The following is a 17,154-nucleotide window of genomic DNA, read 5'->3' on the forward strand; positions in this document are numbered from 1 at the left end:
CGTTCAGGGTACGTTCCGGGCCGTACGGGCCATCGCCCCGTCCGCGCCGTCCACCGGCGCCGACACCACCGCCGGCGGGGGCGGTGCGGGCCGGCGCGGCGCCCGCCGCCAGGCCCGCTCGCCGAGGAGCAGCAGGGCCGCGGGCAGCACCATCAACCGGATCACCACCGCGTCGAGCAGGACGGCGAGCGCGAGGCAGAAGCCCATCTGCTTCATCTCGGTCAGATGCAGCGCGACGAACCCGGCGAAGACGGTGACCATCACGACCGCCGCGCTGGTCACGACCTTCGCCGACGCCCCGATGCCCGCGATCACCGCCTCCCGCGCCGGCATCCCGGCGTCCCGGGCCTCCTTGATCCGGCTGACCACGAACACCTGGTAGTCCATCGAAAGACCGAAGAGGATCACGAAGAGGAACAGCGGCACCCGGGAGGCGATCGCGCCCATCGAGTCGAAGTCGAGCAACCCCTCGGCCCACGTGCCCTGGAAGACGACGACGAGCGCGCCCAGCGCGGCGGCGGCGGAGAGCAGGTTCAGCACGACGCCGAGTAGCCCGATCACCACCGAGCGGAACGCGATCACCGTCATCACGAAGGTGAGCAGCAGCAGGGCTCCGATGACCAGCGGCAGCTTGTCGCGCTCGTCCTCGACGTAGTCGGTGCCGCGGGCGACGTCCCCGCTGACGGCCGTCTCGACGCCGGCCAGCCGCCCGACGGTCGCGGGCAGGTGGTCGTCGCGCAGATGCCGCAGCGAGTCCTTCGCGGACTGGGAGTTGGCGAAGTGCGGTACGGAGAGCACGAGCACGCTGGTCCGGCCGTCCGGTGAGGTACGTACCGCGGGCTCGGCGTCCCGGACGAACAGCGGGTCGGCCGACGCCCGCCGGCCCAGCCCGGCCAGCGCTCGCCGCACCTCGGGTGCGCGCTCAGCGGCGGCCCGGGCGACGACCTCGTGCTGCACCTTCAGCTCGGGGAAGGCGGCGGTCAGCCGGTCGTACGTCTGCATGGCCGGGATGTCGCGGGAGAAGGTGTCCTTGCCGGGGTCCACGAGCTTCATACCGAGCGCGGGCACGGCGAGCGCGACCATGGCCAGCACGGAGACGACCAGGGTGGCGGCGGGACGCCGCTGCGCGGGCCGCAGCAGGGCGGCGAAGACCCGCCCGTGCTCGGGGCGTTGCCGGCGCTGGCGCCGGGCGGCCCCGCGCGCCTCACGACGTGCGGCCCGCCGCTCGGTGCGGCGGCCGATCGTCACGAGCAGCGCGGGCAACGCCGTCAGGGAGCTGACGACGGCCACGGCCACGACGAGGATCGTGCCCGTGGCGAGGGAGGAGAAGATGACGTCGGTGGCGAGGTAGAGAGTGGCGGTGGAGACGATGACGGCGAGGCCGGAGACGACGATGGCGCGCCCCGCCGTCGACGCCGCCAGTTCGACGAGGGCGGGGGACGAAAGCCTGCCCTCGGCGCGGGCGCGCTCCTCGCGCTCGCGCTTGAGGTAGAAGAGCGTGTAGTCGACGCCGACGGCGAGGCCGATGAGCAGGATCAGGTTGGTGCCGACGCCGGGGTCGGGCAGCAGGTGGGAGGCCAGCATCGACAGGCCGAGCGCCGCGGCGATCGACGTCAGCGCCAGCAGCAGCGGCACGCCGGCCATGGCGAAGGACCCGAAGACGACGAGCAGCGTGACGAGCGTGACGGGCAGCGAGATACGCTCGGAGAGCGCCAGGTCCTCGCCGCGCTGGTCGTTGACCCCCTTGCTGATCGCGGGCGAACCGGTCTCCTCGATGACGACGCCGGTGTGCGCCGCGGCCGCCTTCCCGGTCTGCTCCAGCAGGGGCCCGACGTTCTTCTTCCCGTCCAGCTCGGCACCCTTCAGCACGACCGGCACCCGCAGCGCCTCGCCGTTCGCGGAGCGTACGGGCGCGGCGACGGACGCCACTTCGGGAAGCCGCTCCATCCGGCTGGTGATGTCCCGGGCGGCCGCGCGGGCGGCGGCGTGGTCGAGGGAGCGGCCGGACTGGGCGCGGATGAGCACGTGTTCGGTGGGCTTGCGCTGCAGACCGCCCTCGGTCGCCAACTGCTCGGCGCGGCCGCCCTCGCCGACCCAGAAGTCCTCGGTGGTGGCGGGGTTGCCGCCGACGGAGACGCCGGTGCCCACGCAGAGCACGACGAAGACGAACCAGCCGGCGATCGCGCGCCACGGATGCCGGGCGCTCCAGCGGGCCATGCGCACAGGGAGATTTCTCATACCGGAAATGCTCGCGATCGCGCCCCTGTCCCCGACAGCCGCGACCGGTGGAACCGGGGGTCCACCGGTCGGTTGACCCCTGCCGGGAGTCCCGGCGCGTACGGCCGGGCTTCCGGCTCGTACGCACCGGGCCCCGGGCCCCGTTGCTCAGTCCGCGGGCCGCCCGTCCTCAGGCCCGGGAGCCGTGCCCCCGCCCTCACCGTCGCCTTCGCCGTCGCCGCGGTCCCGGCCCGCGCCCCGGCCGCCCCGCAGCCGCCTCGCGAGCCCGCGGATCTGCAGCTCGAACTCCCCGTCGTAGTGCTGGTGTCCGGCCCGTACCGCCGTCTCGACCGCCTGCTCGCCCTGCTCGCCGATGACGATCAGCTCGTCGTGCCGCAGGTCGCGCATCAGCGCCACGCACAGCCCGATCATCACCACCGTGAACGGCACCGCGACGAGGATCGTGAGGTTCTTCAGCCCGGTCAGCGCGGCGTCCCCGCCGCCCCCGACGAGCAGCATGACGGCGGCGACCGCGCCGGTCAGCACGCCCCAGACCACGACCACCATGCGCGTCGGCTCCAGCGTCCCCTTCTGCGACAGTGCGCCCATCACGATCGACGCGGCGTCCGCGCCGGAGACGAAGAAGATGCCGACGAGGACCATCACCAGGAGCGTCGTGACGCCGGCGATCGGGTACGCGTTCAGCACCGCGAACAACTGCCCCTCCTGCGTCGACTCCTCCGTGATGCCCGCCCCGTGGGCTTCCTGCTGCATCGCGGTGCCGCCGAGGATGCAGAACCACACGAGGCTGACCACGCTGGGCACGAGGATCACGCCGCCGACGAACTGCCTGATGGTGCGCCCCCGGCTGATGCGCGCGATGAACATGCCGACGAACGGCGTCCACGAGATCCACCACGCCCAGTAGAAGACCGTCCAGCCCGACAGCCAGCCGGCCACGTCCGAGCCGCCGCTGGCCTCCGTACGCGCCATCATCTGCGGCAGGTCGGCGAAGAACGACCCGATGGAGGTCGGAATAAGGTCGAGGATCAGGATCGTCGGTCCCGCGATGAAGACGAACACGGCGAGCACCGCGGCGAGCACCATGTTGATGTTCGACAGCCACTGGATGCCCCGCTCGATGCCGGAGACCGCGGAGGCGACGAACGCGGCGGTGAGCACGCCGATGACGAGGATCAGCAGCCCCTCGCCGACCTCCTCCGACGTCCAGCCGACCTCCTTGACGCCGCTGCCGATCTGGAGCGCGCCGAGCCCGAGCGAGGCGGCGGAGCCGAAGAGGGTGGCGAAGATGGCGAGGATGTCGATGACCTTGCCGACGCCGCCGTTGGCGTGCCGCGGGCCGATGAGCGGGGTGAAGACGGCGCTGATGGTCTGCCGGCGGTTGCGGCGGAAGACGCTGTACGCCATGGCGAGGCCGACGGCGGCGTAGATGGCCCAGGGGTGCAGCGTCCAGTGGAAGAGGGTGGTCGCCATCGCGACCTCCATCCGCGAGGCGGCACCGGCGCTGGCGGAGACGGTGTCGGGCGGCGGGGTGGCGAAGTGCGCGAGGGGCTCGTTCACGCCGTAGAACATCAGGCCGATGCCCATGCCGGCGCTGAACATCATCGCCACCCACGACACCGTGCGGAACTCCGGCGGTTCTCCCTCCCGGCCGAGGGTGATGCGGCCGTAGCGGCTGAAGGCCAGCCACAGCGCGAAGATCACGAAGCCGGAGGCGGCGAGCACGAAGGCCCATCCGCCGTAGTGCATCGTGTCGTTGAGCAGAGACGTGGAGACGTCCTCCAGGGAGTCCGTCGCCACCGCACCCCAGATCACGAACGCCAGCGTCAGCGCGGCGGCGACGCCGAAGACCACCGCGTCGGTACGCGGTGGGCGACCCGGTGCGCCGCCGCCTTCCGCGGGCTTCTCCACCCCTTCGTCGAGCACGTGCGGTCACCATCTCCCTACGCTCCGTGTGCAGAACCCACTCACCATAGGGGAGAGCGGCCGGAGCGCCGGGGACCGGCGGTGTCAGCGCGCGGCTGCGGCGGCGGCCATCGCGGCGCCGACGATGCCCGCGTTGTTCTGCAGCTCGGCGGGGACGACGTCGGCGCGGATGCCGGTGATGTCGTCGAGGAACTTGTCCGCCTTGCGGCTCACGCCCCCGCCGATGACGAACAGTTCGGGCGTGAAGAGCATCTCCAGATGGGCGAGATAGCGCTGCACCCGGTGGGCCCAGTGCTTCCAGCTCAGGTCCTTGTCCTCGCGCTCCTTGGCGGAGGCGCGCTTCTCCGCCTCGTGGCCGTGCAGCTCCAGGTGGCCCAGCTCGGTGTTGGGGACGAGCCGGCCGCCGGTGAAGACGGCGCTGCCGATGCCGGTGCCGAAGGTCAGCACGATGACGGTGCCGGTGCGGCCGCGGGCGGCGCCGAAGGTCAGTTCGGCGATACCGGCGGCGTCGGCGTCGTTGACGATGTGGACGGGGCGGCCGAGGCGGTTGCCGAGGAGGGCGGCGGCGTCGACGTCGACCCAGCTCTTGTCGACGTTGGCGGCGGTGCGTACGACGCCGTCGGTGATGACCCCGGGGAAGGTGACGCCGACGGGCCCTTCGTGCCCGGCGAAGTGCTCGACCACCGCGGCGACGCCGTCGGCAACGGCGTCGGGGCCCGAGGGGTGCGGGGTGAGCACCTTGTACCGCTCCTCCGCAAGGGTGCCCGTGTCCAGGTCGGCCGGGGCGCCCTTGATGCCCGAGCCGCCGATGTCGACTCCCATGATGTTCATAGCCAGAGACGATACGGGGACGGGGGCCCGGCGCCGGTCAGGACGGCCGGCGGGGTCGTACGAACCGGGGCGGGCGGCGGCGCGCGGGCGCGCCCGGCGGCGTACGACGGGGCGCGGGACCGGGCGCAGAAGCGGGTGCGGGACCGGGCGCGACTGCGTACGACGGCGGGTGGCCGCGTACACCACCTGTCCGATAACCGGTTTTGCGCGACCGGATGGGTTCTTGACGCGGCCTCAACAGCTCCGCCAGCCTCATGTGCACGACAGTCCCCCACCGTTGGGAGCACCCATGCCCCTCCGTCGTGCACGCCTCAGGTCGCGGCCGGCCGCCGCGCTCCTCGCCGGCGGGCTGCTGACCGCGCTGCTCGTGCCGGTCGCGGTCGCCGCCGAACCCGCGGCGCAGCCCGCTTCCGGCAGTGCAACCGCCGCGCCCGCGGCGCGCGTCGCACCCGAGCAGGCGCCGGACATACCCGTCGCGAACGTCAAGGCGCACCTGTCGCAGTTCCAGTCCATCGCCGCCGCCAACGGCGGCAACCGCGCCCACGGCCGCCCCGGCTACCGGGCCTCGCTCGACTACGTGAAGGGCAAGCTCGACGCCGCCGGATTCACCACCAGGATCCAGCAGTTCAGCGCCGGCGGCGGCACCGGCTACAACCTCATCGCCGACTGGCCGGGCGGCGACGCGAACCAGGTCCTCATGGCCGGCGCGCACCTCGACTCGGTCACCTCGGGAGCCGGCATCAACGACAACGGCACCGGCTCCGCCGCCGTCCTGGAGACCGCGCTGGCCGTCGCCCGGTCCGGCTTCCAGCCGCGCGAGCACCTGCGCTTCGCCTGGTGGGGCGCGGAGGAACTGGGTCTGGTCGGCTCGCGGTACTACGTCAGCAACCTGCCGGCCGCCGACCGCGCCGCGCTCTCCGGCTATCTGAACTTCGACATGATCGGCTCGCCCAACCCCGGGTACTTCGTCTACGACGACGACCCGCAGATCGAGAAGGTCTTCAAGGACTACTACGCCGGCCTCGGCGTCCCCACCGAGATCGAGACCGAGGGCGACGGCCGGTCCGACCACGCGGCGTTCAAGAGCGCTGGCGTGCCGGTCGGCGGGCTGTTCACGGGCGCGAGCCGGACCAAGTCGGCGGCGCAGGCGGCGAAATGGGGCGGCACGGCCGGCCAGGCATTCGACCGGTGCTACCACAGCTCGTGCGACACCACGTCGAACGTGAACGACACGGCGCTGGACCGGAACAGCGACGCGCTCGCGCACGCGGTGTGGACGCTGTCCGAGTAAGGCGTACGCGGCCCGCCCGCTCCGCTCCGGCGGACACGCTCCCCGGCGGCGGGGCGGGCACCCGCGCGGCGGCCGGCGCCGCGGCGGGCCGGGGGGCGGGACGTAGCGGCGGGCGTCAGGCGTCCGCGACGGCTTCCCGCGCCTTGCCCGCGGCGCCCTCCACGGTGGCCTCCGCAGCGCCCTCCGCCTCCGCAGCGCCCTCCGCCTCCTCGGCGTCCTCCCCGTCCTCGGCCCGCGCCTGCGCACAGATCGGCCGCAGCCCGTCCTGCACCGCACCGCTGATCTCGCCGAGTTTCTGCTGCTGCTCGGGCGTGAGCACGTCGAAGAGGTGCTTGCGCACCTCTGTCACATGTCCCGGCGCCGCCGCCTCCAGCACGCCGAACCCGGCGTCGGTGAGCTGCGCCACGGAGCCGCGGCGGTCGGCGTCGGTGGTGCAGCGGGAGACGTACCCCGCCTTCTCCAGCGCCGCCACCGCGTGCGACAGCCTGCTGCGCGAGGAGCGGGCCTGCTCGGCGAGCTGGCTCATCCGAAGGCTGCGCCCGGGAGCCTCGGAGAGGTGCACGAGGATCTCGTAGTACGCCACGGGCATCCCGGAGTCGCGCCGCAACTGGCGGTCCAGATGCGCGTTGAAGTCGCGGACGGCGTTCATGAAGAGGCGCCATATCCGCTGTTCGTCATCGGTGAGCCAGCGTACGTCGGTCATGTGTCCAGCATACCTATAGTTGAGTCCTCAACCAGAGAGTGTTAGAGTTTTGGGTGAGAGTTCAACCACTTGCCCAGTGGTGGGCACCGCTACGGAAGAGGCATATCCCCATGACCAGTCACGCCGACCGGATCCCCGCTTACCAGACCGGCACCTGGACGATCGACCCGGTGCACTCCGACGTCTCGTTCGTCGTCCGGCACCTGGGCGTCACGCGGGTCCGCGGCACGTTCGACCATGTCGAGGGCACCATCGTGACCCACGAGGACCCGCTGCAGTCCGAGGTCACCGCGGTCATCCAGACCACCTCGGTCAACACGCGCAACGACATGCGTGACGACCACGTACGCACGGCGGACTTCCTGGACGTCGAGACGCACCCCGAGATGACCTTCAAGTCCACCGGGATCCGCGAGAAGGACGACGTCTACCTGATCGACGGCGACCTGACCCTGCGCGGCGTGACCCGCCCCGTGACCCTGGAGACCGAGGTCGGCGGCTTCGCGCCGGGCCAGCAGGAGGGCAGCATGGTCGTCGGGTTCTCGGCGAGCACGGAGATCAGCCGCTCCGACTACGGCGTGACCGGCGGCGCGGCCGGTGCCGCGGTGAGCGACAAGATCAAGATCACGCTGGACATCGAGGCGGGCCGTTCCTGAGGCCCACGCGCACGACAGCGGGCGGCCGCGGCGCCGCCCGCTGTGCCCACCACGGTGCGGGGCGGCCCCGCCGGTGACGTCCGCTCAGTCGCCGGCCACGGAGTCGCCCCGCACCGTTGCCGTGCCGGGCAGCGCCTCGGCCGGGTCCGAGCCGTGCCGGACGGGGCGGTTGTCGCCGTCCACGAAGACGATCCGCGGCAGCAGCGCCTTCGCCTCCGCGTCGGCCACCGTCGCGTAGCTGATGACGATCACCAGGTCGCCGGGGCTGACCAGCCGGGCCGCCGCGCCGTTGATGCCGATCACGCCGCTGCCGCGCGGGCCCGGGATGACGTACGTGGTGAGCCGGGCGCCGTTGTCGATGTCCACGACGTCGACCTGCTCGCCGGCCAGCAGGTCCGCGGCCTCCATGAGGTCCTCGTCGACGGTGAGGGACCCGACGTAGTGCAGGTCGGCCTGGGTCACGGTGGCGCGGTGGATCTTGGACTTCAGCATCGTCCGGAACACGTGCGGCCTCGCCTGCGGTCAGGGGGTACGGGAGCGACGCCAGGGTAACCGCGCCGCCGCACCGCACCGGTCCCGCGGCCGGCGAACTGTGAGCGACACCACCGCACGGCCGCGCACGGGCACGGCGTCCACGGGCACGGCGTCCACGGGCACGGCGTCCACGGCCATGGCGTACACGGCCATGGCGTACACGGCCATGGCGTACGAGGAGCCGGTGGCCCGCGGTCAGGGGCCCTGTCTCGCGCGGGGGGAGGTCTCCGCCAGGTACCTCACCGTCCGGCTGACGTCCGACAGCGACAGGATCCCGACGAGCCTGCCCTCCTCCATGACCAGGACGCGGTGCTCGGGCCCCGGCGACATGCGGGGCAGCAGATCGGCCAGGGAGTCGTCCGGTCCGACGACGACGAGCTGCGCCAGCGGCACCATCACCTCGCCCACGGTCACCGTCCCGCCGTGGTCGGGCCTCACGTGTCGGGCACCGCGCAGCGTCACCAGACCGACCGGCTCCCCGTCCTCGCCGAGGACCGGGAACGCCGAATGCCGGTACATCGGGTTGTCCAGCAGGTGCGCGACGTCCAGGGCCGCGGGCACCACGACCGGATCCGGTGTCATGGCGTTCCGTACGGGAACACCGGAGAGCACACCGCGCAACTGCGCCTGCCGGCTCTCGGCGGTGGCCGCCCCGATGAGGAACCAGCCGATCAGCGCCAGCCAGAGGCCGCTGAACCCGCCGCCTCTCAGGAACCACACGAACCCCAGCACGATGAGCAGCCAGCCCAGCGCGCGGCCCGCCGCGGTGGCCCCCGCGATCGCCCGCAGCCGGTCTCCGGTACGCCACCACAGCAGCGCGCGCAGCAGCCGCCCGCCGTCCAGCGGCGCGGCCGGCAGGGAGTTGAAGACGGCGAGCAGCAGGTTGATGCCCGCCAGCCAGCCCGTCACCTGCACCACGAGCTCCGGCGCGGACGCGTAGTGGAGCAGCCAGGTGCCCAGCGCGAAGAGTCCGCCCAGCACGAGGCTGACCAGGGGGCCGATCCCCGCGATCCGCAGTTCCGCCCCGGGGCTCGACGCCTCCGACTTCAGCCGGGCCACCCCGCCGAGCAGCCACAGCACGATGTCGTCCGCGTCGACGCCGTTGCGCCGCGCGACCACGGCGTGCGCCAGTTCGTGGGCGAGGAGGGAGATGAAGAAGACCACGGCGGCCACCAGGCCCGCCGCCCAGTACAGCGCCCGGGGACGGCCCGGATCGGAGTCCGGGAGCTGGCCCTGCGCGAGGCCGACCAGGATGATGCCGAAGATCAGGACCACGCTCCAGTGGACCCCGACCCGGATCCCGGCGATGCGCCCCAGCGTGAACGTCGCCCGCACGGCGTCTCTCCTCAGCTCGCATTCGGCGCGGGGACGGTCCGGCGGGCCCTCGTGACGGCCACGCTCCGGCTCCGGCTCCGTTATCGACGCTTCCAGTGAAGCCCGGTCCTGGCCCCGGCACGCTGTCGAAGGGGCGCGGCCTGGGCCATTCGGCTTAGCGGGCGGCCCGCATCGCCTGCGGCGGGCCGCCGTCAGGGGCCCGGTCGCGGCCCGGCGGCCGTCGTCGAACGACGCTCGCTCGGGCGGCCCCTGCCGGGGGGGACGAAACGCACAAGACGCCCCGTTCCTACCGCATTCCGGATCTCCTCGCCACTCGCCGGGGCCCGATCCGGTGCTTCGCCGCGGCGCCCCGTGTCACTGACCGGCCCTGACTCCACCTCGTGAGAGCAGTTGGTCATGAAATACGACAAATACCCCACGCGAGGGGTGCCCCGGCGCGCCGCGCTCTGCCTGGGCCTGCTCGGCGCGTACCAGCTCGCCCTCGCCCCCGACGCGCACGCCCCCAGGTCGGGGACGGCGGCCGCCCGGACGGGCCTGGCGGACGGCAAGCCGCTCGGCCGCGCCTCGTACGGGCTGCGCCCGGCCGCCGACCGCACCGGCACCGCGCCGATGACGACGTCGGGCGGCACGGCCCGTATCGTGGGACCCACCCGGCCGGTCGCGGTGCACGCGGCGCCGCACACCACGCTCCGGGAGACCGGCAAGAAGATCGCGCTCACCTTCGACGACGGCCCGCACGCGACGCAGACGCCGGAGATCCTGCGGATCCTGCGCCGCCACGGGGCGCGCGCGACGTTCTTCGTCATCGGCGAGAACATCCCCTGGAACCGCGACGTGCTGCGCCGGATCGCCGCGGACGGGCACGTCGTCGGCAACCACTCGTACACCCACCCGCAGCTCGACCTGATCAGCACGCCGCGGGTGCGCGACGAACTGGAGCAGACCTGCGAGCTGGTGGCGAAGGAGCTGGGTGCGCCGCCGCGGGTGGCGCGGGCGCCGTACGGGATGTGGCACGGGCCGAGCCTGGAGATCTGCGCGCAACTGCAGATGGAGCCCTTCCAGTGGGACATCGACACGCTCGACTGGGACCACCGCGACCAGGCGTTCATCGAGAGGACCGTGCTCAGGAAGGCGCACGCGGGCGCGATCGTGCTGGCGCACGACGGCGGGGGCAACAGGTGGGCGACGGTACGGGCGTTGGAGTACTACCTGCCGCGGCTGCTGGACGAGGGATACACGCTGGTGCAGCCGGCGTAGTCCTACGAAAGCCCGCCCCCAGCCCTCCCGAAATCCCGCACACCCGGCACACTCGCCACGCACATCACACAGAGAACACCCGGCACATCCCCTGCGTATCCCCCGCACACCCGCCCAAGGGTAGGTCGCCCCACGGCAGAACTGCCCGCCGGCGGAGCGCCCGCGAACCCGCCTCCCGTGGCGTGGCGCGACTGGGCGACAGATCCGGCGGTTCGGGGGCTGGTCCGCAGAAAGCGCTTGCGTCATGCTGGTGCCATGGCCGATCCCGCACTCCCGCCCCTCCCCGGCGGCGTCAGCGTCTCCCGGCTCCGCGTCTACGACTGGCAGGCCCCCGACGGCCTCCGCGGCGGCACCCCGCATCTGCACCTCGCGTGCACCGAGGCGTACGTCGTCCTCGGCGGCCACGGCGCCGTGCAGACCCTGACCGCCTCCGGATACGCCGAGACCGAGCTGGTCGAGGACGCCGTCGTCTGGTTCACGCCCGGCACCATCCACCGGCTCGTCAACGCCGACGGCCGGCTCGACATCCTCGTCCTCATGCAGAACGCCGGCCTCCCCGAGGCCGGCGACGCCGCCTTCCCCTTCCCGTCCGACGTCCTCTACGACGACGCCGCCTACGCCCGCGCCGCCGCGCTCGACCCGGCGGAGCCGGAGAAGTCCGCGCAGGCGCGCCGCGACCTGGCGCTGGCCGGCTTCGCCGAACTGGCCGGGGCCGCGCGGGCGGGCGACCCGGCGCCACTGGAGGCGTTCCACGCGCGCGCGGTGGAGCTGGTACGGCCACACCTGGACAACTGGCGCGAGCGCTGGGAACGGGGCCCGGCCGCCGCCGCGGCGGCGACGGACGCGCACCTGACCGCGCTCCGCACGGACGGCGCCCACCTGCGGTCGGCGTCGGTGCAGCGGACGGGGGCGGAGCCGCGGTACGGGATGTGCGGCCGGCTCCAGGCGTGCGACCTGGACGGCGCGGTGACGGTCGGCACGTAGCAGCGGACCGAAACCGCCGCCGGCACAACGCCGCCGTCCCCCGCCTCACGTCCCCCGCACACCCCGCCCCAGGGTAGGCGCCCCCTCTGACACTGCGGCAACGGCCGGAACCCCGGGTGGCGCCCGCCCACACCGCGAGAAGAATGTCAGGTATGCACCGGTTCCTGGCACCGCTCCTCGCCCTGCTCGCCGCGCTCCTCACGGCGTCCCCCGCGCACGCCCGGGACCCCGTAGGCGACGCCGCCAAGGCGCTGCGCGATCGGCCCGTGTACGTGCACCCCGACGTCCGGGGCGAGATGTCCGTCGACCGGGCCAACGCGCTCGCCGCACGGATCAAGGGCGAGGACAGCCCCGTCTTCGTCGCCGTGCTCCCCGCCGACCCGGGCGTCGCCGCCCGCGACGTACTGCCGAACCTCCGCTCCCGTACCGGCATCGCCGGCGTCTACGCCGTCCGCCTCGGCAACGGCTTCGGCGCCGCCGCCGACGCCCGCGTGCTGTCCGCCCGTGCCGTCGACAACCTTCGCCGCGCCGCCATCGGCGCACACCCCGGCGACGCCACCGACCAGCTCGTCACCTTCGCCGGCGACGCCGCCGGACAGGCCGGCGGCAGCGCGCCCTCCGGCTGGGGCGACAGCACCGGCATCGGCGGTACCGGGGCCATCACCGTCGGCGTCGTGCTCCTGCTGCTCGTCGGCGGCGTCCTGCTCGTCCGGCAGCGCGCCGGGCTGCGGAACGCGGAGCGGGCCAGGGTGGAGCTGGCGCGGCTGCGCACCGTCGTCGACGAGGACATCACCGCGTACGGCGAGGAGATGACCCGTATCGCCTTCGACCCCGCCGACCCGGCCGCCGACGACGCGATGCGCGCGGACTACCAGAAGGCGCTCGACGCGTACGAGAAGGCCAAGTCCCGGATGGACGCGGCCGGCGCCCCCGTCGACGTGCGCGGCGTGACGGAAGCCCTTGAGGAGGGGCGGTTCGCGCTGACGACCCTGGAGGCCCGCCGCACCGGCGCCGCCCTCCCCGAGCGCCGCCCCCCGTGCTTCTTCGACCCCCGCCACGGGCCTTCGGCCGCCGACGTGGAGTGGACTCCGCCGGGCTCCGCGCCGCGCACGGTACCCGCGTGCACGGCGGACGCGAACCTGCTGGCCGCCGGCGAGGAGCCGATGATCCGCACGGTCGACACCGCCCGCGGCCCGCAGCCGTACTGGAACGCCGGCCCGGCGTACGCGCCCTGGGCGGGCGGCTACTTCGGCGGCGGCCTCCTCCCGGGGCTGCTGGTGGGCACGTTGCTGGGGCAGGCGGTGTACGCCGCGGGCGGCTGGGCGGCGACGGACGGCACGGGCGAGGGCGGCTACGCGGGCGGGGACCACACCGGCGCCGACTTCGATCCCGGCGACTTCGGGGGCGGCTTCGGCGGGGGCCACTTCGGGGACGGGGGCTTCGGAGACGGCGGCTTCGGCGGCTTCTGAGCACGGCGCGGCGGCAGGACAGCAGGACGGCAGGTCCGGCCCTCCGGACACGGCCGGACGGCCCGTACCCGAGGCGGGCAAACGTCTGCCGCCTGGACTGGCCGAGTCGCGCCCTTCACGACCGGTGCCGCATTCCTCACACTACGTCACAGCACCGACAACCGACCTGGGGCGGGCGATGGCGGCACGACGACCACGGCGCACGGCCGCACGGCGACGCACGGCGGCCCGGCGGCGACGCGCGGCCCGCCTCAAGGCCGCCTTATCCGGCGGCGCGCTCCTGCTGGCGTTGTTCGTCCTGTACTGGTCCGCGCTCTGGCCGTACGTCCTCGGCACGCTCGCCGCCACCGCGCTCGCGGCAACGGCCGTCTGGCTCCGGCGCACCGACCGCGGCCTCCGGCGCCGCGATCGCCAGTGGCGCGCCCACGACCGGATCAGCGCCGGCCGCCGCACCCTCCCCGAGATCGACGCCATGTCCGGCGAGGAGTTCGAAGAGCACGTCGCACGCCTGCTCCGCCGGGACGGCTGCACCGACGTCCGCCGCGTCGGCCGGTCCGGTGACCACGGCGTCGACGTGACGGCGCGCCTCCCCGACGGCCGGCTGCTCATCACGCAGTGCAAGCGGTACGCGCCCAGCCGCCGGATCGCCGAACGCGACATGCGCGACCTGCTCGGCGCCAGGACCCACACCCGCGCCGACGTCGCCGTCTTCGTCACCACCGCCGGCTTCAGCGGGCCCTCCCTGGCGTACGCGCGGCAGAACGGCCTGATCGCCGTCCACCGCGACTACCTGGGCACCTGGAACAACGGCGCCACCCTCGAAGCCCTCGGCCGCGTCAACGGCGCCGGCCAGGGCGACCGCCGGCACCGCCGCCGCTGGAAGCACACCTACGGCCCCTGACCCCGGCCGGCCCGCGCCGCTACCGCCCCGGCTCCCGCCCTGAAGGCTCCCGCCCCGCCGGCTCCCGCCGCTTCCGCGCCCCCGCCGGCGCCGGACCCCGTACCGCACCCGGCGCCTGCCACTCCGCGCTGCGCCGCGCCCGCCGCCTGGCGCGCTCGCTGGAGCCGAGCTGGTACGGCACCGACGTCACCATCACACCCGGCGTGAACAGCAGCCGCGCCTTCAGCCGCAGCGCACTCTGGTTGTGCAGCAGGTGCTCGTACCAGTGCCCGACGACGTACTCCGGGATGTAGACGCTGATCACCGTGTCCGGCTTCTCCTGGCGCAGCCGCTTGACGTACTCGATCAGCGGCCTGGTGATCTCGCGGTACGGCGACTCGATGACGGTCAGCGGCACGTCCAGCTCACTGTCCACCCACTGCTGCTGAAGCTGCCTGGTCTCCTCGGCGTCGACACCGATGGTCAGCGCCTCCAGCTTGTCGGAACGTACGAGCTTCGCGTACGCCAGCGCGCGCATCGTCGGGCGGTGCAACTGGGAGACGAGCACGATCGAGTGCATGTGCCCGGGACGCGGCATCGCGTCGTCCTCCTCGCCCTCGGCGACCGCGACCTCCTGCGCGACCCGGTCGTAGTGGCGGCGGATGACCGCCATCAGCACGTAGAAGAAGAGCATCCCGGCCAGCGCGATCCACGCGCCGTGGCTGAACTTGGTGATCAGCACGACCACCAGCACCAGCGCGCAGAACACCGCGCCGAAGCCGTTCATCGCCCGCGACCGCAGGATGCGGCGGCGCTCTTCGGGCCGGTGCTCGGTGGTCAGCGCGCGGTTCCAGTGCCGCACCATGCCGATCTGGCTGAAGGTGAAGGAGACGAAGACGCCGACGATGTAGAGCTGGATCAGCCGGGTGGAGTCGGCCTCGAACGCGTAGACGAGGGCCCCGGCGAGCAGGGCGACGAAGAGGATGCCGTTGCTGAACGCCAGCCGGTCGCCGCGGGTGTGCAACTGGCGCGGCAGGAAGCGGTCGTGGGCGAGGATCGAGCCGAGCACGGGGAAGCCGTTGTACGCGGTGTTGGCGGCCAGGAACAGCACGAGCGCCGTGGCCGCCGCCAGGATGACGAACGGCAGCGAGCCGTCGCCGAAGACCGCCGCGCCGACCTGCGCGATCACCGGGTTCTGGATGAAGCCGGAGCCGACCGCCTCGCCGTTCCGCAGCAGGTCCTCGGCGGGCCGCTCCGCCATCCGCACGTCGGTGTGGAGCGCGAGGATGATGATGCCGACGAACATGACGATCGCCAGCAGCCCCATCATCGACAGCGTCGTCGCCGCGTTGCGGCTCTTGGGCTTGCGGAAGGCGGGCACGCCGTTGCTGATCGCCTCGACGCCGGTCAGCGCGGCGCAGCCGGAGGAGAAGGCCCGTAGCAGCAGGAAGACCAGCGCGAAGCCGGCGAGACCGCCCGCGTGCTCGCTGTGGACCTCCAGGTCGGCGGTGGGGGCGCGCATCGTGTCGTCGAGGGCGAGGGCGCGGAAGGCGCCCCAGGCGATCATGATGAGGACGCTGCCGACGAAGACGTAGGTGGGGATCGCGAAGAGCGTCCCCGACTCCTTCACGCCGCGCAGGTTCATGGTGGTCAGCAGGCCGATGACGATCAGCGCGCACAGCACCTTGTTGTCCGCGACGAACCCCCAGGCCGAGCCCAGGTTCTCCACCCCCGCGGAGACCGACACCGCGACGGTCAGCACGTAGTCGACGAGGAGCGCGCTGGCCACCACCTGGCCGGCGCGGCGGCCGAGGTTGGTGGTGGCGACCTCGTAGTCGCCGCCGCCGCTGGGGTAGGCGTGCACCGTCTTGCGGTACGAGGCGACGACGACGACCATCAGCACGACGATGGCCCCGGTGATCCAGGGGCTGTACGTGTACGCGCCGACGCCGGCGATCGACAGGACGATCAGCACCTCGCCCGGGGCGTACGCGACCGAGGACAGCGGGTCGGAGGCGAAGACCGGGAGCGCGACGCGCTTGGGGAGCAGCGTCTCGCCCAGCCGGTCGCTGCGAAGCGCGCGGCCGATCAGTATGCGCTTCGGCAGTTCGGTCAGCTTGGGCACGGGGCGATCGTAAGTGATCCGAAATACCGCTCTGGGCAGCGAAGTGCGCTTTGTCCAAGGCGACGCCTATGTTTTGACGCGACCCTAACGCCGGGCATGCCGCCCGCGCTGCGGACCGCCGTCGCCGCCGTCGGCGGCGGGGGCCGCCGGGTGGCCCTCCTGCTCATCCGAGGAAGGGGCCGCCGGGGGCGCGTTCTTGGCGCGGCTGCGGGCGCGCAGGTACTCGATGACGATCGGCAGCACCGACAGCAGCACGATGCCGATGAGGATCGCCTCGATGTTCTGGTGCACGAAGTCGATCTGGCCCAGGGCGGCGCCCAGAAGAGTGACGCCTACGCCCCAGAGGATGCCGCCGATGACGTTGAAGACGACGAACTGCCGGTAGTTCATCCGGCTGACGCCGGCGATGATCGGGGTGAAGGTGCGCACAATGGGCACGAAGCGGGCGAGGACCAGCGACTTCGGGCCGTGTTTCTCGAAGAACTCGTGCGCCTTCTGCACGTTCTCCTGTTTGAAGAGCTTGGAGTCCGGGCGGTTGAAGAGGGCCGGGCCGACCTTGCGGCCGAAGAGATAGCCGACCTGGTCGCCGACGATGGCCGCGAGGGCGATGAGCACGCACATCAGCCACAGCGGGAAGTCGAGCACGTCCGAGGTGATCAGCAGGCCGGTGGTGAACAGCAGCGAGTCGCCCGGCAGGAAGAACCCGATGAGGAGCCCGGACTCGGCGAAGACGATCGCAAGCACGCCGAGCACGCCGAACCTGTCGATCAGGAAGTCGGGATCCAGCCATCCCGGACCGAGCGCGAGCGTGTTCATGAGTTCGGGACTCCAGACATCCGGGACAGGCGGCAGGGAGAAGAGTGGGCCACCTACGGGGGAGAACGCAAGCCGGGTGCGTGCGGTTCCGGACGCGGCGCGTACGGGT

14 protein-coding genes are annotated in these 17,154 nt (G+C 72.8%); 6 read left to right on the plus strand and 8 right to left on the minus strand.

Features of this window, described 5'->3' with window-relative positions; genetic code table 11:
* Positions 1 to 3: 3 nt before the first annotated feature.
* From OG946_RS11240 to ppgK, 3 genes are all read right to left on the minus strand, one after another.
* Positions 4 to 2,238, minus strand: a complete 2,235-nt coding sequence (locus OG946_RS11240) for an MMPL family transporter (protein WP_326795987.1) — start codon at positions 2,236 to 2,238, stop codon at positions 4 to 6.
* A gap of 147 nt (positions 2,239 to 2,385) precedes the next feature.
* On the minus strand, positions 2,386 to 4,164 hold the full coding sequence (locus OG946_RS11245; protein WP_326795988.1) for a BCCT family transporter: 1,779 nt from the start codon (positions 4,162 to 4,164) through the stop codon (positions 2,386 to 2,388).
* A gap of 84 nt (positions 4,165 to 4,248) precedes the next feature.
* A complete protein-coding gene (gene ppgK / locus OG946_RS11250; protein ID WP_326795989.1) occupies positions 4,249 to 4,995 on the minus strand; it encodes a polyphosphate--glucose phosphotransferase in 747 nt (248 codons plus the stop codon).
* Between the two features lie 289 nt (positions 4,996 to 5,284).
* Here ppgK and OG946_RS11255 point away from each other — a divergent pair, with 289 nt between their 5' ends.
* A complete protein-coding gene (locus OG946_RS11255; protein WP_326795990.1) occupies positions 5,285 to 6,286 on the plus strand; it encodes a M28 family metallopeptidase in 1,002 nt (333 codons plus the stop codon).
* Positions 6,287 to 6,401: 115 nt separating this feature from the next.
* Here OG946_RS11255 and OG946_RS11260 read toward each other — a convergent pair whose 3' ends face one another.
* Positions 6,402 to 6,989, minus strand: coding sequence for a MarR family winged helix-turn-helix transcriptional regulator (locus OG946_RS11260; protein ID WP_326795991.1), 588 nt, complete (start codon positions 6,987 to 6,989; stop codon positions 6,402 to 6,404).
* Positions 6,990 to 7,099: 110 nt separating this feature from the next.
* Here OG946_RS11260 and OG946_RS11265 point away from each other — a divergent pair, with 110 nt between their 5' ends.
* On the plus strand, positions 7,100 to 7,645 hold the full coding sequence (locus OG946_RS11265) for a YceI family protein (protein WP_326795992.1): 546 nt from the start codon (positions 7,100 to 7,102) through the stop codon (positions 7,643 to 7,645).
* 84 nt (positions 7,646 to 7,729) lie between these two features.
* On the opposite strand, the gene panD is transcribed toward OG946_RS11265, so the two are convergent.
* Both panD and OG946_RS11275 read right to left on the minus strand, forming a co-directional pair.
* Positions 7,730 to 8,149 carry an aspartate 1-decarboxylase gene (gene panD, locus OG946_RS11270; RefSeq protein ID WP_047015869.1) on the minus strand — a complete coding sequence of 140 codons (420 nt, stop codon included), beginning with the start codon at positions 8,147 to 8,149 and terminating at the stop codon, positions 7,730 to 7,732.
* 225 nt (positions 8,150 to 8,374) lie between these two features.
* Positions 8,375 to 9,514, minus strand: a complete 1,140-nt coding sequence (locus tag OG946_RS11275) for a site-2 protease family protein (protein ID WP_326795993.1) — start codon at positions 9,512 to 9,514, stop codon at positions 8,375 to 8,377.
* Positions 9,515 to 9,910: 396 nt separating this feature from the next.
* On the opposite strand from OG946_RS11275, the gene OG946_RS11280 reads away from it, so the two are divergent.
* The 4 genes from OG946_RS11280 (at position 9,911) to OG946_RS11295 (ending at position 14,125) form a co-directional block, all read left to right on the plus strand.
* Positions 9,911 to 10,771, plus strand: a complete 861-nt coding sequence (locus tag OG946_RS11280; RefSeq protein ID WP_326795994.1) for a polysaccharide deacetylase family protein — start codon at positions 9,911 to 9,913, stop codon at positions 10,769 to 10,771.
* A 255-nt stretch (positions 10,772 to 11,026) separates the two neighbouring features.
* Positions 11,027 to 11,755, plus strand: coding sequence for a cupin domain-containing protein (locus OG946_RS11285; protein WP_326795995.1), 729 nt, complete (start codon positions 11,027 to 11,029; stop codon positions 11,753 to 11,755).
* A 152-nt stretch (positions 11,756 to 11,907) separates the two neighbouring features.
* Complete coding sequence (locus OG946_RS11290) at positions 11,908 to 13,224, plus strand: hypothetical protein (protein WP_326795996.1); 1,317 nt, start codon at positions 11,908 to 11,910, stop codon at positions 13,222 to 13,224.
* A gap of 178 nt (positions 13,225 to 13,402) precedes the next feature.
* On the plus strand, positions 13,403 to 14,125 hold the full coding sequence (locus OG946_RS11295) for a restriction endonuclease (RefSeq protein WP_326795997.1): 723 nt from the start codon (positions 13,403 to 13,405) through the stop codon (positions 14,123 to 14,125).
* Between the two features lie 19 nt (positions 14,126 to 14,144).
* Here the strand turns inward: OG946_RS11295 and OG946_RS11300 are convergent, their stop codons facing one another.
* Complete coding sequence (locus OG946_RS11300) at positions 14,145 to 16,229, minus strand: APC family permease (RefSeq protein ID WP_326795998.1); 2,085 nt, start codon at positions 16,227 to 16,229, stop codon at positions 14,145 to 14,147.
* A gap of 84 nt (positions 16,230 to 16,313) precedes the next feature.
* Entirely contained in the window at positions 16,314 to 17,045 is a 732-nt protein-coding gene (locus OG946_RS11305) for a DedA family protein (protein WP_326795999.1), read from the minus strand.
* Between the last annotated feature and the right edge of the window lie 109 nt (positions 17,046 to 17,154).

This window comes from Streptomyces sp. NBC_01808 (assembly GCF_035917395.1).
In the GTDB taxonomy this organism is placed as follows: domain Bacteria; phylum Actinomycetota; class Actinomycetes; order Streptomycetales; family Streptomycetaceae; genus Streptomyces.

What these genes read in the sequence shown, in the direction of transcription:
- OG946_RS11240 (WP_326795987.1), bottom strand. Translation starts at nt 2,238, where the DNA reads ATGAGAAATCTCCCTGTGCGCATGGCCCGCTGGAGCGCCCGGCATCCG.
- ppgK (WP_326795989.1), bottom strand. Translation starts at nt 4,995, where the DNA reads ATGAACATCATGGGAGTCGACATCGGCGGCTCGGGCATCAAGGGCGCC.
- OG946_RS11255 (WP_326795990.1), top strand. Translation starts at nt 5,285, where the DNA reads ATGCCCCTCCGTCGTGCACGCCTCAGGTCGCGGCCGGCCGCCGCGCTC.
- OG946_RS11260 (WP_326795991.1), bottom strand. Translation starts at nt 6,989, where the DNA reads ATGACCGACGTACGCTGGCTCACCGATGACGAACAGCGGATATGGCGC.
- OG946_RS11265 (WP_326795992.1), top strand. Translation starts at nt 7,100, where the DNA reads ATGACCAGTCACGCCGACCGGATCCCCGCTTACCAGACCGGCACCTGG.
- OG946_RS11280 (WP_326795994.1), top strand. Translation starts at nt 9,911, where the DNA reads ATGAAATACGACAAATACCCCACGCGAGGGGTGCCCCGGCGCGCCGCG.
- OG946_RS11285 (WP_326795995.1), top strand. Translation starts at nt 11,027, where the DNA reads ATGGCCGATCCCGCACTCCCGCCCCTCCCCGGCGGCGTCAGCGTCTCC.
- OG946_RS11290 (WP_326795996.1), top strand. Translation starts at nt 11,908, where the DNA reads ATGCACCGGTTCCTGGCACCGCTCCTCGCCCTGCTCGCCGCGCTCCTC.
- OG946_RS11295 (WP_326795997.1), top strand. Translation starts at nt 13,403, where the DNA reads ATGGCGGCACGACGACCACGGCGCACGGCCGCACGGCGACGCACGGCG.
- OG946_RS11305 (WP_326795999.1), bottom strand. Translation starts at nt 17,045, where the DNA reads ATGAACACGCTCGCGCTCGGTCCGGGATGGCTGGATCCCGACTTCCTG.